The sequence below is a fragment of the Ruegeria sp. S84 genome, from assembly GCF_056583445.1.
In genome coordinates this window covers 1,511,842-1,526,079 of sequence record NZ_CM152618.1, presented here as the reverse complement: position 1 = coordinate 1,526,079, position 14,238 = coordinate 1,511,842, and the positions used below count along the sequence as shown (strand labels likewise).

Below are 14,238 nucleotides of genomic sequence, written 5' to 3'. Positions count from 1 at the left end.
AATGAATGGGCAGATGAAAATGGTGCTGTGGCTTTTGATTGCGGTGGGCCTTGCAATGGGTGCCTATATCAGACTTGCGCCTTCAGATCCTGTGCGCTGGCATGTGGCCCATGAAGACGCGGAACGAGACCTGAAGGGTGGTGTCGTTCGGGTCGTCGAAACCGGTCCTGATGGGCTGGCGCGTCTCGACAAAATTGCGCGCGCAACACCACGCACCAGTGTGCTGGCCGGATCTCTAGAAGAGGGCATGATCACCTATATCACCCGTACCAAGGTGTTCGGGTTTCCCGACTACACCACCGTGCAGCAAGACGGCGATACGCTGCGTATCTATGCCAGATTAAGATTTGGCCGGAAAGATTTCGGCGTTAATCGGGACCGGGTCACCCAATGGCTTGCTTTGCTGCAACCCTGACGACAAACAGCCCTCTTGCACCTCGCGCCACATGGGCACGTTCAGCGACATCTGGCATTGGGCCATGAACATGCGGCCGTCGACCTGCAGGCATATCATCTCTCCCAACTCGATGCGGGTGCCGGATTTGTCGGTGCAATAGCAGTCTTGCACTTTGCCTCCGGGACCAACAACATCGGCCATTCCGGGCGTCGCAATGAGTGTCAGGGCTAAGATCAGTCGCTTCATGGCCCAAGCCTAGCACAAGGCAGGGCCTTGACCAAAGCCTCTGGATGATAGACACCGCGCGGATGATCCCCGAAGAACGCCTTGAACAGATAACTCAGCGATTCCAATACCTCGAAGCGGCCATGGCGGATGGTGCCTCGGGCGGGGATATTGCAGCTTTGGCAAAGGAATATTCCGACCTCAAGCCGGTGGTCGATCAGATCATGGCGTGGCGTCAGCTGGTTTCAGATCTGGCCGAGGCCGAGGCAATGCTGTCCGACCCGGACATGAAAGAGCTGGCCGAAGAGGAAATTCCAGAACTGCAGGCGCGTATCCCCGAGGCGGAGCATGCCTTGCAGCTGGCGCTGTTGCCCAAAGACGCGGCTGATGCGCGCCCGGCAATGCTGGAAATACGCCCCGGCACCGGCGGGGATGAGGCCGCGCTGTTTGCCGGAGACTTGCTGCGCATGTATCAACGCTATGCCGAAGCGCGGGGCTGGCAGTTCGAGATCATCGAGGAACAAGCGTCTGATCTTGGTGGGATCAAAGAGGTGGTGGCACATATCAAGGGCGACAATGTCTTTGCGCGGATGAAGTACGAATCCGGCGTGCATCGCGTGCAGCGCGTGCCCGAAACCGAAAGCGGTGGGCGCATTCATACCTCGGCGGCGACGGTGGCGGTTTTGCCTGAGGCCGAGGATGTGGACATTCAGATCGATGCCAATGACATCCGTATTGACACGATGCGCAGCTCGGGCGCGGGGGGGCAGCACGTGAACACGACGGATTCGGCTGTGCGGATTACCCACTTGCCCAGCGGTATCGTGGTGACCAGTTCCGAGAAATCCCAGCACCGAAACCGTGAGATAGCGATGCAGGTGCTGAAAACGCGCCTTTATGATCTTGAACGGCAGCGGATCGACAGCGAACGCTCGGCGGATCGCGCCAGTCAGGTCGGTTCAGGTGACCGGTCGGAACGGATCAGGACGTATAACTTCCCGCAAGGCCGCATGACGGATCACCGCATCAACCTGACGCTTTATAAGCTGGATCAGGTGATGCAGGGCGATCTGGATGAGGTGATCGACGCGCTGACCGCAGATGATCAGGCTCGGCTTCTGGCCGAAATGGCGCAATGATTTCGGCGCTGACAGCCGCGCAGGCCATGGTCGCTGCAACCGCACGTTTGCGCGCAGCCGGTGTGCCTGATCCAGCGCGGGATGCGCGGGTGCTGCTGGCGCATGCGGCGCGGATCGAGGCCAGTCGGGTGACGCTGATCGCGCCCGAGGAACTGCCGGTGGATATCGCGGAACGCTACGATCAATTGATCTCGCTAAGGGCCATTCGGGTGCCGGTATCGCATCTGCTGGGCGAGCGTGAATTCTATGGTCGGCGGTTTCGGGTCAGTCGCGATGTGCTGGACCCGCGCCCGGAGACAGAAGCATTGATCGAGGCGGCGCTGAGCGAGCCGTTTGATCATGTACTCGATTTGGGTGTGGGCTCGGGCTGTATCCTGATCACCTTGCTGGCCGAGCGGGCGAGTGCCTCGGGCGTCGGCGCCGACCTCAGCGAAGCTGCCTGTCTGCAGGCCAGCGCCAATGCAGTACAGCATCAGGTGCAGGCGCGCGTCGAGATTCGGCAATCTGACTGGTTCGAAAACATTGAAGGTCAGTTCGATCTGATTGTTTCGAATCCGCCCTATATTTCAGCGGACGAGATGCACGCGCTTTCCCCTGAAGTGCGCGAGCATGAGCCGCGCATGGCGCTGACGGATGAGGGCGACGGTCTGGATGCCTATCGCCGTATTGCGGCGTCGGCCCCGGATTATCTGATGCCCGGCGGGCGTATTCTGGTTGAAATTGGCCCGACACAGGGCGCTTATGTTTCTGCCCTTTTTGATGCCGCTGGTTTGACCGGCGTAAAGGTGATCCCCGATCTGGACAGGCGTGATCGTGTTGTGGGGGCCAGAATGCCGCCTTCTAAGCGAAACTGAGGCCGAAAAATGCCGATTGATGTAAAAAAGCTGCGACATTTTCGAGAATCCCCTTGTCTGAACGCTCAGGACATGTTTACTCAGGATTAGTCGGCGAGGTTGACGCTGTTTCAGCGCACCCCTGACGCCAAGCCCAAAAAGTCGATAGCGCGTAACGGCACAAGCCACTGAGCAGCGTTAGATACGGGTTGATCGACAGTGAATTGATAAGGCTGACGTAAAGTAAGATGAGATCTTCCAAATCCCGCTCGCGGGCCAAGAACAACCGCAATCGTCCTTCTGGCGGAAACGTCGTAAACCGGGTTTTTGACAGCTCGGGCCCCGAAGGCAAGGTGCGTGGCACACCGCAGCAGATCATTGACAAATACAACCAATTGGCGCGCGACGCTCAGCTGTCGAATGACCGCGTGGCAGCTGAGAACTTTCAGCAACACGCCGAGCACTATCTGCGCATGCTAAGCGAAGCGCAGCGCGAGATCGAAGCGCGCCGCGAAGAGCAAGAGCGTCAGAACCGCGAACGACAGGCCGAGCGTGATCGTGAACGCGCCGAGCGTCAGGAACGCGAAGCAGCCCGTCAGGCCGATCCGGCCGAGGCTCCGCAGCCGGACGTTGTGGATTTCGGGAATGAGGCGGCTGCGCCCGATACAGGGCTGGTCGAGACGCCGGAAAGCAAGGATGCCGAGCAACCCGAAGCGACCGAGCGTAAGGAAAAGCCGCGCCGCCCGCGCACCCGGAAGCCAAAGGCTGCCACCCCTGCGGCTGAGGATGCACCCGCTGACAAGGGCGACGCACCCGAGGCAGCTGAATAAGGGCTTTTCGATCATGAATTGAATGAAAACCCCGGGCAAAGGCCTGGGGTTTTTTCGTTCAGGGTTTGCGAATTTCGCGCGCGAGCGCGCAGAAGGCTTCGAGCGGGATCTGCTCGGCCCGGTCGGTGGGTTTGATTCCGGCTGCGATCAGGCGGTCCTCGATATCTGGCGCTGCCCCTTTCAGTGAGGCCCGCAGCATTTTGCGGCGCTGATTGAAGGCTGTGGCAACCACGCGCGACAGGGTTGCGGCGTCAGCGGGATAGCGGGGTTCGGGCAGGGCAGTCAGGTGAACCACGGCGCTTGAGACCTTGGGCGGTGGAGTGAAGGCTCCGGGTGGCAGGGACATCGCAATACGCGCCTCGGCCCGCCATTGGGCAAGGATGGCGAGGCGGCCATAGGCCTTGTTGCCGGGTTGGGCCACGATCCGCTCGGCCACTTCACGCTGGAACATGAGCGTCAGGCTTTGCCAGAAGGGCGGCCATTCGGGCGGGGTAAGCCAGCGGACCAGAAGCTCGGTCCCGACATTGTAGGGCAGGTTCGCGGCCACGCGGATCGGAGGCGTCAGATGGGCCAGCGGGTCGACTTCCAGCGCGTCGCCGTTGATCACTTCAAGCTGCCTCGGATAGGCGGCGGCGATGTCGTTCAGGGCAGCGATGCAGCGGGTGTCCTTTTCCACGGCCACGACCTTGCGCGCGCCTTCGGACAGAAGCCCGCGAGTCAGACCTCCGGGGCCTGGGCCGATTTCAAGGACATCGCATTGAGTCAGATCACCCGCCTGCCGCGCGATCTTGGCTGTCAGGTTGAGGTCGAGCAGGAAGTTCTGGCCCAGCGACTTGCGGGCCGAAAGCTGGTGAGTTGCGATAACCTCGCGCAGCGGGGGAGGGAGTCGATGGCGCTCATGTCTCTAGCGTTGTTCGGAATGGAGGGGGAGCGCCAGAGATTTTTTGCCTCCGGCGGAGGTATTTGGGGCCAGATGAAGCATTAGCGGGAATGGCCCATTCGTTGGGCGAGTTTCAGGGCCTCGATCAGGCTGGTGGCGGTCGCGCTGCTTTGGCCCGCGATGTCCAGAGCGGTGCCGTGATCCGGCGAGGTCCGGACGAAGGGCAGGCCCAAGGTTACGTTCACACCGCGGTCGAAATCCAGTGTCTTGATCGGGATCAGGGCCTGGTCGTGATACATCGCAATCGCGGCATCATATCGCGTGCGCGCCGCGGCGTGGAACATGGTGTCTGCCGGGTGGGGTCCGGTCAAGGTGCAATCGACTGGATTGAGGTCTGCGATCAGTGGCGCGATCCAGTCAAGCTCTTCCGTACCCATTTTCCCGCCTTCGCCAGCGTGGGGGTTCAGCCCCGCGATGGCGATGCGAGGATGTTGGATACCGAATTGGGTGCGCAGGCCTTGGGCGGTGATCTCGATGGTTTCTTGCAGCACTTCTGGGGTGAGTGCGCTTGGGACCTGGGAGAGCGGGATGTGGATGGTGGCCGGAACCACGCGGAGCTGTTCGCTGGCCAGCATCATTACCACGCGTGACCGGCCTGCCAAAGCAGCAAGAAATTCGGTATGGCCGGGGAAGGCAAAGCCCGCACCGTCGATCAGCGCCTTTTTGTGGATCGGCGCGGTACACAGTGCAGAGGCTGCGCCGGAACTCACCAGCTCAACACCCTTTTCAATAGAATCGATGACCGAAAGTGCGTTTGCTGGATCGGGGTGGCCGGGCGTGTTCGGGGCAGGAAAGTCGAAATGCAGCACCGGCAGAGCCGAGGCGCTGGCCGGTGTGGCCTCAGACGGGTCGGCGATCCGGGTAATGGGTGTTCCATCGGGCAAATGTGATGCGTCGCCGATGTAGAAGAACGGACAGGTATCGCGCAGGGCTGCCCAAGCTTTGGCTGCGATTTCGGGTCCGATCCCGGCGGGCTCACCACAGCTTAGCGCGATTGGGGCGATCATTGTTCGATGATGACAGCGTCGGCCCTCAGCTGTTCCAGCAGGCTGTTTGCAAGGGCCTGTAACCGTTGCTGGGTCAGTGCGTTTGCCACGTCCACACGGGTGGTATCTTCGCCCAGGTTGCGGGTGCGATTGCACAGCATCAGGAACATCAGCGTCTGCCCGTTGTTGCGCGTCAGCGTGGCCGATGCTTCATTTGGATCAAGCTTGGCCAACTCAAGCGCTACGTCGCGTGGAATTGCCGAGGGGCTTTGGGTAAGGCGTTCCAGCACGTCGGGCGATTGATCTTTGGCGATGCCGTAGAGGTCATCGCAGGTGTCGATCTCTTCCTTGAGCTTTTCGGCTTTTGCAAGCGTTTCGGCGCTGCGGCCACCGGGAAGGTAGTAGATCGCGTAGTCGATCTCGGAATAGGTTGGGGCACCTGCGGCAACTTCGCGGATGCCGCGCATCTGGAACAGAGCAACGGCGTTAGGGAGCGACAGTGGGTCGGTGATCTCACCGTTTTTCAAGCCCAGAATGACGGGTTGCAGGGCCGGAGGCAGGTTGTTGAGCGACAGCCAATCCAGTCGCCCGCCATTCTCGCGTGTTGCCGCGGCAGAGTATTGCGTAGCAGCCGAAGAAAAGCTGTCTTGATCGGGAAGTTGTGAGATTTCATCGGCCAGGGCTTCAGCCTGCGCCAGGGTCTGCGGTGTTACCGGAATGATAATTTCGGACAACAGAACCTGTAGGCCGCCGCCGCCACCCTGACCCAGTGCACGGTTGATCTCATCTTCCGAGGGGCGAGCCTGCGACAGAAAGCGGGTACTGACAAAGTCGCGCCAGGACAATTGATCGGCGACAAAATCCCGTACGGTTTCCTTTGATACGCCCGCATCGTTGAGCAGCTGCAGAAACTCTTCGCTGCTGAGGTTGCCGCGCGAGGCGAATTCATCAATCCCGGTCTGGATATCTTCGGGTGCGGCTTCGATGCCGGCATCGCGCATCGCCTGTTTGCGCAGACGATCCTCGATCAAGGCTTCGCGGACTTCGCGCTCGGAACTGCCCGGAACGCCGAGCAGTTCGAGAAACTGCTGACGTTGTTGAAGTTCATACCAGGTGACAATGTCCTGATTGACCCGGATTGCAGGCGAGAACAGGCTTTGAGCCTGGACCTGTGGTGTGGCCATTGCAACAAGCGCGGCAGCCAGCACCCGCAGCACCGATCTACGGCAGCCAGAGCGGAGAGATTTTGTGAAACCTGAGATCAACTGCATCTTCTCTTAAACTTCTGTCCATCGCCTTCGACGGAATACCCTGTCAGGGCAACGGTAAAGCCGAATTCTGTCGAAGGCTCAATACTTGATGTGGAGGTAAAGCGTCTGTTGACGTTCACATTTACCTGCACACACTCATTTTCGTAGGTCACGCCGAACCCAAGGCGGAGTGGTTCGGATTCGCTGAAATCATAGCGTGCGCTGGCAAGGGTTAGCCAATTTTGGTCTACGCGGTAGCGGCCACCGACCCGTAGTTCCGAGATTTCATCATTATTCGCTTCAGCAGGATCAGGTTCGAGCCAAATGTACCCGCCGGAGATTGCCGTATCTCCATTAGACCAGCCTGCACGAATTTCAGCTTTGGTAAAACTGAAATCGCTGTTTAAAAGCCCACGCGCGGCCAAGGTCAGCCCCTTGCCGTTATTCAATTGCCCGGCAAGCAGAATGTCGGACTTGGTACCCTGCAGCCCCGATGTGAGCGTGAAATCCGGATCCGCATCGGACCGGAAGACCTGTCCGATTGTCGCCAGCGCCCGCCAACCGTCAGCGTTGTACCGAGACCAGTTCAGGCCCACAACGGCTGTTGCACCGTCTTCGCGGCGGTCGGGGGCCGGAAAGCGCGAAAGGGACAAAAGATTGCCCTGATCGAGTTCCTGAAAGGTACTTTCATCGTTGGGAATGTCATTGTTCGAAACATGCGTCCAACCAATTTGCGCGATTGGCTCGAGGATTTGTGTTGCACCGGACTGCTCGCGGCGCAGCATGGGGTAGCGCAGGGTAAAAGCTGCACGCGGGGTCGAGCGGGTTACATTGTTCGGAAACTCGCTGTCATTGCGGATATTGAAGGTATCCACTGACGCGCCCACCAATGCTTCTGCACGTAATCCGGTCGCAAAGGTCCAGTTGCGCAACCATTCCGCATCGAATGTTGCCCTGGCGACGTCGCGACCAATAATATCTTCGTCACTGGTTCGCGTGTGGGTGTGACCATCGAGGCTTAGTTCAACTTCACCCCCTAAGGTGCTGGGGAAGAATCGCTTTCGATAGTTGATGTCGAAGACACGCGATGGGATTTCATCCTGATTTTCGCTATCCCGAAGGGACTTGTAGTGGATGAAGCTGGTTCTGAATGCCGTATCACGCTTGATCCGCTCAAGTGCAATTTCGCTACGCAAGCGGTCAAAATCGGGCAAGCCGTAATCTGCCAGATACGAGTCATCCGAAGTTGTTTTGATATCGAATGTCAGCCGGTAGTCATTTCCAAGACCGAACCGGCCATCGGCGAAGAAATACCCCCGATCCTGACCGGGCTGCAGGTCGTCGCGTGTATAAGAGCCCCGCAGCCGAATGCGCCCGCGTTTGAATGCCTGTCGGTAACGAAACCCAAGTGTGCGGGTCTTGGACGACAGATACGGCGTCAGAGTCAGGTCCTTGTGATCTCCGATCTTGAAGAAATACGGCACCTGAACGCCAGTGCCCAGTTGCGAAGTGGTGCGGATCGACGGCACGAGAAAGCCGGTCGCCCGCTCAAGTGTCGGGTCGGGTAGGCGCAGCGTGGGAAAGTAGAAGACCGGGACATCAAGTATTCGGAACTGTGCGCCTTCGAAATAGAGCTGCCGTTCAAGCTGGTCATGGGTCACTTTACGGGCGCGAATTTGCCAGATCGGGGGTCTGCCATTCGCGCAGACATGACATGAGGTTGCGGCGACCTTGCTGAATTGCGTGTAGCGACCTGCCGCACGGGTGGCCTGGACTGAGGCGATCTGCACTTGCTGGTCAAAGACCATGCGCGCGCCCATCAAAAGGCCATTTTGTATCCCGCTGTCCAACTGCGCGGAATCGGCCAGCAATGTGCTGTTTCCGCCCTGATCGATCCGGATTGGGCCGGTCAGGGTCAGCTCGCCGGTTTCGCGATCATAGGTGACGCTTTGCGCTGTCAGTTTGACGTCGCCTTGGAAGGCCTCGACATTCCCCTCTGCGACCAGTTTGCGATCCGGGGTAATGAATATCTCATCGGCTACCAGTAGGGCGGGTTGATTCTGTTCAGTCGTGTCAGCCTCGCTGGCGGCACCTTCTGGTTCGGACTGTGCGGCAACTGCTGCTGGCAGCGAGAGGATCAGTGCGCTCGACAGCAACAAAGACAGGATGGAGCGCATCAGCCATCCTCCGCATGAAGCAACAGGCCCAGAGACAGTAGAATGCCCGCAAAGGGTGGGGCCCAAGCCGAGACCAGAATAGGTAATTGCCCGTTTTCGCCAAGGATTTGGGCGAAATTCCGGATGAAGTAGATACCGAACCCCAGCAATACGGCGGTCAGCACGGCGATGCCGGTGCCGCCGAACCGGACATGGCGCATTGTGAAGGCGGCCCCGATCAGAACCATCGAAACCAGAAACAGGGGTCGCGCAAGTTGTACTTGCAGCCAGACCTCATATTGCTTGGTTGAAAATCCCGCCTCGCCCAGATCACGAATCAACTGGGGCAGATCATAGACCGAAACCGAATCCTTTTGCCCGAGAGTGTCCAGAATCCGGTCTCTGGTCAGCGTTGTGGGTAGGTTCAGGATCTCATGGCTGGTGGCATTTGCTTCGGGATTGAGGTCGTCCTGAATGGGCCAGATTTTGGCCTGATGCAAGGTCCAGAATCCATCCTCCAGATCAGCTTGCTGGGCCGAGATTTGCTGGTTCGGCTTGCCGTCGGATGAGAACGTTGTGATGGTCACGTTCTGCAGGGCGAACCGGTCGCCGTTGACAGTGCCGGTTGCGTGAATCACCGACTGACCGTTGGCTGAGCTCTGGCGCAACCACAACCCCTCGCGGCTGATGGACAGGGCTGAGCCACCCTGGTTGCGATAGCCATCGGACAAGCGTTGGACCTCTTCCGATGTCGCGGCCGCGATGGGATTCAGCAAAGTCACAGCAAGTGCGCCGATGGTCAGCGCAAGCAACACGGGCGCTAGCAGGGCTCGGATACCGGATCGCCCGATTGCGCGGGTCACGACCAGTTCGGAGCTGCGGGCGAGGCCGACAAACAGCGCGATCGTGGCCAGGATCATCAGCAGAGGCAACATCTCGCTGATCGCGGCTGGTGTGTTCAGCAACGTCAGTTGCAGCAACTGGCCAAAGGATAGGTCAACACCATCGAACCGCCGCACCTGTTCGATCAGATCGATCAGGATCATCAAGGTCAGAAAAATACCGCCGATTACAAGAAAGCTTTGAATAAAGCGGCGGGCAAAATAGCGGTCGAGGATCACTTGGGCATCCCCGTCAAACCCCGGCATCCAAGAATCACAATCGGGCATGGAATCATGCGCGACGGCCTGTAACTGCCGATTGGTGTCACGTTCTCTCCCCCGAGCCTGCCGTTATTTTCGCGCGACCATAATGCAATTGCCCGGCGGGGAAAACTGCTATCTGGTCAACGGTGGCTGCGCGGGCTAGGTCTTGGGCAACGCATTTTTCAGGAGAATGATATGAGCAGTCTTGTGCCCGTCCGATTCACCCCCTTTGACCTTGATGCGATAGCGCAAACCGAAGGGCGCGTGGCCATTCTCATTCCCGCCGATGGCAAGATGAGCCCCGCCGCGCGTCGAGCCAATCGCCTGACCAAAGGCGCGGTTGCGCGGCTGGTCGAAAGCGAGCGGTTCAGCAAGGTCAAATCGGGTAATGTTATTTCGCTGGCCTGGCCTGCCGGAATGGTGGCCGAGGCGCTGGATATTCTGGTGTTGCCGCGTCGCCCCGACTCTGACGAGGCACGCAAGGCCGGGGCCAATCTGGCGAAAGCTGCAGCGGGCAAACCCGTGCTGGTCATGGCCGCCAATCACGTGCGTATCGAAGAGGTAGCCTTGGGCATGGTACTGCGGGCCTACGATTTCGATGTCCACAAATCCAAGGACTCAGACCCGGCGGGTGAGATCACCATCGGTCACTCCAAGCCAGAGGAGGCCGAAGCTGACTTTGCGCCGCTCTATGCCGTCGCAGACGGTGTGCGCATGACACGAGATCTGACAAATGAACCCGCGAATGTGCTGACGACAACTGAGTTCGCGGACAGGTTGGTCGAGATGGAATCGCTGGGCCTGAAGGTCGAGGTTCTGGAAGAGGACAAGCTGGCCGAACTGGGCATGCGTACGCTGCTGAGCGTCGGGCAGGGCTCGGTCAGCCCCTCGAAAGTTGTGGTGATGCAATGGGACGGCGGCGACAAGGATGACGCGCCGCTGGCCTTGGTCGGAAAGGGGGTCGTGTTCGATACCGGCGGTATCTCGCTGAAGCCGGCCGGAGGCATGGAAGACATGACCATGGACATGGGCGGCGCGGGAGTTGTTGCCGGAACCATGCGAGCGTTGGCCAAGCGCAACGCCAAAGCCAATGTCGTGGGGCTGGTCGGGTTGGTCGAAAACATGCCCTCGGGCAATGCCTCTCGGCCGGGCGATGTGGTCACTTCGATGAAAGGCGACACTGTCGAGATCATCAACACCGATGCCGAGGGTCGTTTGGTTCTGTGTGACGTCATGTGGTACGCGCAGGATCGGTTCCAGCCGGTGGGCATGATCGATCTGGCCACTCTGACGGGCGCGGTCATCATTGGTCTTGGGCATGAGAATGCCGGTGTGTTTTCAAACAACGACACCTTCTGCGACGCCTTCTTGAAGTCGGCCAAGGCCGAGGACGAGGGCGCATGGCGGCTGCCCTTGGGTGAAGGCTATGACAAACAACTTAAATCGCGCATTGCGGATATGAAGAACGTGGGCGGGCGGCCCGCAGGTTCGATCACCGCAGCACAGTTCCTGCAGCGTTTCGTCAAGGAAGAGACGCCATGGATTCACTTGGATATCGCAGGTGTGGCCTCTGTCTCTTCCGAGACCTCTTATGCGCCGAAAGGGGCCACGGGCTGGGGCGTCCGCGCGCTAAGCCGGTTCGTGCAGGACAATTTCGAGTAAGCGTATGGGTGCCGTCTATTTCTACCACCTGACCCGCCAGCCGTTAGAGCACACATTGCCTGTGCTGCTCGACAAGGCACGGCAGGCCGGGTGGCGGATTGCCGTGCGGGGTATCGACCCTGTGCGGATGGACTGGCTGGATGAGAAATTGTGGCTGGGACCTGAGGACGGGTTCCTGCCGCATGGCCGCGAAGGTGGCCCGCACGACGCGGCACAGCCCGTTCTGCTGACGACCGGCCAAGAGGCCGCAAATGGCGCGACCTGTGTGATGGCTGTCGATGGGGCAACGGTTGAGGCGGAGGAAGTTTCGACCATGGAGCGTGTCTGCATTCTGTTCGACGGGAATGATCCGGAGGCGGTTCAACATGCGCGCGGGCAGTGGAAGGCTCTGACCGGGGCGGGATGTTCGGCACAATATTGGTCCGAGGAATCCGGACGATGGGAGAAAAAGGCCGAGGCTTGATCGGCCACAAATATATTTTAGGAGATTTCAAATGGATATGAAGCCTTTGGGCCGCACCGGGATCATGGTGTCGGATTTATGTCTTGGGACAATGACCTTTGGTACTCAGACCTCGGAAACTGAGGCGCACCGCCAGATGGACATGGCGCTTGCGGGTGGGATCAACTTTGTCGACGCGGCTGAGATGTATCCGGTGAACCCGATCTCGGCAGAGACGGTCGGGCGGACCGAAGAGATTCTTGGCAATTGGAATGCCGCCAATCGTTCGCGTCGAGGGGACTATGTGCTGGCCACGAAACACTCTGGTGAAGGGTTCGTGCATGCGCGCAATGGCGCCCCAATCTCGAAAGAGACCATACCTGAGGCGATAGAGGGTTCACTGCGTCGTCTACAGACTGACTGCATAGATCTCTATCAGTTCCACTGGCCAAATCGTGGCAGCTACATGTTCCGACAGAACTGGGACTATGCACCCTCGGGTCACAACCGGGACGAGATTATGGACGAGATGCGCGAAAGCCTGATCGCTCTGCGGGCGCAGGTGGACAAGGGCAATATCCGCGCCTTTGGTCTGTCGAATGAAAGCGCTTGGGGTACCGCTCAGTGGTTGCGGGCGTCGGATGAGGTTAGTGGACCTCGGGTCGCGTCGATCCAGAACGAATATTCTTTGCTCTGCCGGTTATTCGATACCGACCTGGCTGAATTGTGTCTTCTGGAAGATGTCGGGTTACTATCATTCTCACCGTTGGCGGCAGGTTTCCTGACTGGGAAATATCAAGGGGGTGCTGTTCCAGAAGGATCACGCATGGCGCTGGTGCCGAATATGGGCGGGCGTAAAACAGATCGCGTTTTTGATGCAGTGGCGGCTTATCTGGATGTCGCCGCGCGGCATGGGCTGGACCCGATCCACATGTCACTGGCGTGGTGTTGCAGCCGTCCGTTCATGGCCTCAACCATCTTTGGCGCGACAAATGTAGCGCAGCTAGAACATATTCTGGCGGGTAAGGATTTGAAGCTGTCGTCCGAAGTGATGGCCGAGATCAGTGCGGCGCATCGGGCGTTTCCGATGCCATATTGAAGGGATGGGGGCTCTGCCCCCGTCGCCTTTGGCGACTCCCCCGAGGTATTTTATGCCAGATGAAGTTGGATCGTGTCAGTGATGGGTTGGTTGCGTACGGTCTTGCCTGAGGTCGCGAGCCGTGAGGCCGTGGGCGGTTCGAAACGCGCGGGCGAAGCTGGATTGCGAGGCGAAGCCGGTGGCCAGCGCCACGTCCATCAGCGGCAGGTCGGTATCGGTAACCAGACGGCGGGCCTCGGCCAATCTGAGTTGCAGGTAGTGATCCTGCGGAGTTGTATTCAGGCGCAGGCGGAACTGCTGCTGCAGGGTGCGCGTACTAGTGCCGAGTCTATCGGCGATGTGCGCAAGGGACAGCGGGTCGTCCAGTGAGGATTCCATCAATGAGTTGGCTTTGGCTGTGAGCGCGGTGTGACGGTGCGGCGCACCGGTGCGGCTTTGCGGTTTTGAGGGCTGAGATGCACCTTCGTAGAGGAATAGCCCGGACACGCGGGCGGCAAAGCCCGCGCCATGACGTGCAGCAATAATATGGAGCATCATATCGATCGCCGGGACGGCGCCGCCGGAGGTCAGGCGTGTATCGGAGACGGTAAATCGGTCAGGGCGCACATCGACATTGGGAAAGCGCGCAGCGAAGTTCTCCAAATCCTCCCAATGGGTCGTCGCCGCGTGACCGTCGAGCAATCCAGCCTCAGCCAGCAACCAGGGGCCGCCATCGATCCCGGCGATTGTTGCACCGGTGGCCGCGATCCTGCGGAGCCCGGCGAGCAGGCTGGGCGTCGCGTGACGGGCCAATTGGAATCCGGCAACTACGATCAACAGATCGCAGCCCTGCAACCGGGCCAGGGGAATGCCTTGCACATTCAGGGCGCTGGTCAGCATCGCGGGTTCTGTGGTTGCCGTGACGTAGTCCCAATCAAAAGCGGGCCGATCCGCCAGTCGGTTGGCAGCACGCATCGGATCGACGGCGGCCGCGAAGCTGAGTGTGTTGCATTCGTCCAGCACCAGCACCGCCGTTTTCAGGGCGCGATGTTCGGGCTGCAGTATGTTTTTTGCGGATTTCATCAAGTCTGATTCGCATTTTGCTAAGTGGTTCCCTCAAGGCTGCGTCAGAGTTGGCGTTGACGCAAATCGGAA

General features: G+C 59.3%; 13 protein-coding genes and 1 pseudogene. 7 read left to right on the top strand and 7 right to left on the bottom strand.

The features are described 5' to 3' along the window. Position 1: 1 nt before the first annotated feature. Entirely contained in the window at positions 2–415 is a 414-nt protein-coding gene (locus AC1DFB_RS07695) for a DUF1499 domain-containing protein (RefSeq protein WP_480922449.1), read from the top strand. On the opposite strand, the gene AC1DFB_RS07690 is transcribed toward AC1DFB_RS07695, so the two are convergent. After that, a complete protein-coding gene (locus AC1DFB_RS07690) occupies positions 341–643 on the bottom strand; it encodes a hypothetical protein (protein WP_170406248.1) in 303 nt (100 codons plus the stop codon). The genes AC1DFB_RS07695 and AC1DFB_RS07690 overlap by 75 nt on opposite strands. 62 nt (positions 644–705) lie before the next feature. Here AC1DFB_RS07690 and prfA point away from each other — a divergent pair, with 62 nt between their 5' ends. The 3 genes from prfA to AC1DFB_RS07675 all read left to right on the top strand — a co-directional run bounded on the left by prfA (position 706) and on the right by AC1DFB_RS07675 (position 3,424). Beyond that, positions 706–1,761, top strand: a complete 1,056-nt coding sequence (prfA, locus tag AC1DFB_RS07685) for a peptide chain release factor 1 (RefSeq protein ID WP_170396981.1) — start codon at positions 706–708, stop codon at positions 1,759–1,761. Beyond that, the gene (gene prmC, locus AC1DFB_RS07680; protein WP_170509927.1) at positions 1,758–2,615 is read left to right on the top strand and encodes a peptide chain release factor N(5)-glutamine methyltransferase; all 858 of its coding nucleotides are present in this window, start codon (positions 1,758–1,760) and stop codon (positions 2,613–2,615) included. Before prfA ends, prmC begins: the two co-directional genes overlap by 4 nt. 227 nt (positions 2,616–2,842) lie before the next feature. Continuing rightward, entirely contained in the window at positions 2,843–3,424 is a 582-nt protein-coding gene (locus AC1DFB_RS07675; RefSeq protein WP_170396747.1) for a DUF4167 domain-containing protein, read from the top strand. A 58-nt stretch (positions 3,425–3,482) separates the two neighbouring features. Here AC1DFB_RS07675 and rsmA read toward each other — a convergent pair. The 5 genes and pseudogenes from rsmA to lptG all read right to left on the bottom strand — a co-directional run bounded on the left by rsmA (position 3,483) and on the right by lptG (position 9,877). Next, positions 3,483–4,324, bottom strand: a pseudogene (gene rsmA / locus AC1DFB_RS07670) (16S rRNA (adenine(1518)-N(6)/adenine(1519)-N(6))-dimethyltransferase RsmA). Between the two features lie 81 nt (positions 4,325–4,405). Beyond that, the gene (gene pdxA / locus AC1DFB_RS07665; protein ID WP_480922448.1) at positions 4,406–5,371 is read right to left on the bottom strand and encodes a 4-hydroxythreonine-4-phosphate dehydrogenase PdxA; all 966 of its coding nucleotides are present in this window, start codon (positions 5,369–5,371) and stop codon (positions 4,406–4,408) included. Next, positions 5,368–6,621 carry a peptidylprolyl isomerase gene (locus AC1DFB_RS07660; RefSeq protein ID WP_480922447.1) on the bottom strand — a complete coding sequence of 418 codons (1,254 nt, stop codon included), beginning with the start codon at positions 6,619–6,621 and terminating at the stop codon, positions 5,368–5,370. Before AC1DFB_RS07660 ends, pdxA begins: the two co-directional genes overlap by 4 nt. After that, the gene (locus AC1DFB_RS07655) at positions 6,612–8,777 is read right to left on the bottom strand and encodes an LPS-assembly protein LptD (protein ID WP_480922446.1); all 2,166 of its coding nucleotides are present in this window, start codon (positions 8,775–8,777) and stop codon (positions 6,612–6,614) included. Before AC1DFB_RS07655 ends, AC1DFB_RS07660 begins: the two co-directional genes overlap by 10 nt. After that, complete coding sequence (lptG, locus tag AC1DFB_RS07650) at positions 8,777–9,877, bottom strand: LPS export ABC transporter permease LptG (RefSeq protein ID WP_480922595.1); 1,101 nt, start codon at positions 9,875–9,877, stop codon at positions 8,777–8,779. Before lptG ends, AC1DFB_RS07655 begins: the two co-directional genes overlap by 1 nt. A 219-nt stretch (positions 9,878–10,096) precedes the next feature. On the opposite strand from lptG, the gene AC1DFB_RS07645 reads away from it, so the two are divergent. The 3 genes from AC1DFB_RS07645 to AC1DFB_RS07635 are packed head-to-tail and all read left to right on the top strand — an operon-like array spanning position 10,097 to position 13,104. After that, complete coding sequence (locus AC1DFB_RS07645) at positions 10,097–11,563, top strand: leucyl aminopeptidase (RefSeq protein ID WP_480922445.1); 1,467 nt, start codon at positions 10,097–10,099, stop codon at positions 11,561–11,563. A 4-nt stretch (positions 11,564–11,567) separates the two neighbouring features. Then, positions 11,568–12,026: a DNA polymerase III subunit chi gene (locus AC1DFB_RS07640; protein ID WP_480922444.1), complete on the top strand. Its 459-nt coding sequence runs from the start codon at positions 11,568–11,570 to the stop codon at positions 12,024–12,026. 31 nt (positions 12,027–12,057) lie between these two features. Further along, positions 12,058–13,104, top strand: coding sequence for an aldo/keto reductase (locus AC1DFB_RS07635; protein ID WP_480922443.1), 1,047 nt, complete (start codon positions 12,058–12,060; stop codon positions 13,102–13,104). 75 nt (positions 13,105–13,179) lie between these two features. On the opposite strand, the gene AC1DFB_RS07630 is transcribed toward AC1DFB_RS07635, so the two are convergent. Then, positions 13,180–14,166 (bottom strand): GlxA family transcriptional regulator, encoded by a 987-nt coding sequence (locus AC1DFB_RS07630; protein WP_170800611.1) that lies wholly within the window; start codon positions 14,164–14,166, stop codon positions 13,180–13,182. Between the last annotated feature and the right edge of the window lie 72 nt (positions 14,167–14,238).

What these genes read in the sequence shown, in the direction of transcription:
- AC1DFB_RS07695 (WP_480922449.1), top strand. Translation starts at nt 2, where the DNA reads ATGAATGGGCAGATGAAAATGGTGCTGTGGCTTTTGATTGCGGTGGGC.
- AC1DFB_RS07690 (WP_170406248.1), bottom strand. Translation starts at nt 643, where the DNA reads ATGAAGCGACTGATCTTAGCCCTGACACTCATTGCGACGCCCGGAATG.
- prfA (WP_170396981.1), top strand. Translation starts at nt 706, where the DNA reads ATGATCCCCGAAGAACGCCTTGAACAGATAACTCAGCGATTCCAATAC.
- prmC (WP_170509927.1), top strand. Translation starts at nt 1,758, where the DNA reads ATGATTTCGGCGCTGACAGCCGCGCAGGCCATGGTCGCTGCAACCGCA.
- AC1DFB_RS07675 (WP_170396747.1), top strand. Translation starts at nt 2,843, where the DNA reads ATGAGATCTTCCAAATCCCGCTCGCGGGCCAAGAACAACCGCAATCGT.
- pdxA (WP_480922448.1), bottom strand. Translation starts at nt 5,371, where the DNA reads ATGATCGCCCCAATCGCGCTAAGCTGTGGTGAGCCCGCCGGGATCGGA.
- AC1DFB_RS07660 (WP_480922447.1), bottom strand. Translation starts at nt 6,621, where the DNA reads ATGCAGTTGATCTCAGGTTTCACAAAATCTCTCCGCTCTGGCTGCCGT.
- AC1DFB_RS07655 (WP_480922446.1), bottom strand. Translation starts at nt 8,777, where the DNA reads ATGCGCTCCATCCTGTCTTTGTTGCTGTCGAGCGCACTGATCCTCTCG.
- AC1DFB_RS07645 (WP_480922445.1), top strand. Translation starts at nt 10,097, where the DNA reads ATGAGCAGTCTTGTGCCCGTCCGATTCACCCCCTTTGACCTTGATGCG.
- AC1DFB_RS07640 (WP_480922444.1), top strand. Translation starts at nt 11,568, where the DNA reads ATGGGTGCCGTCTATTTCTACCACCTGACCCGCCAGCCGTTAGAGCAC.
- AC1DFB_RS07635 (WP_480922443.1), top strand. Translation starts at nt 12,058, where the DNA reads ATGGATATGAAGCCTTTGGGCCGCACCGGGATCATGGTGTCGGATTTA.
- AC1DFB_RS07630 (WP_170800611.1), bottom strand. Translation starts at nt 14,166, where the DNA reads ATGAAATCCGCAAAAAACATACTGCAGCCCGAACATCGCGCCCTGAAA.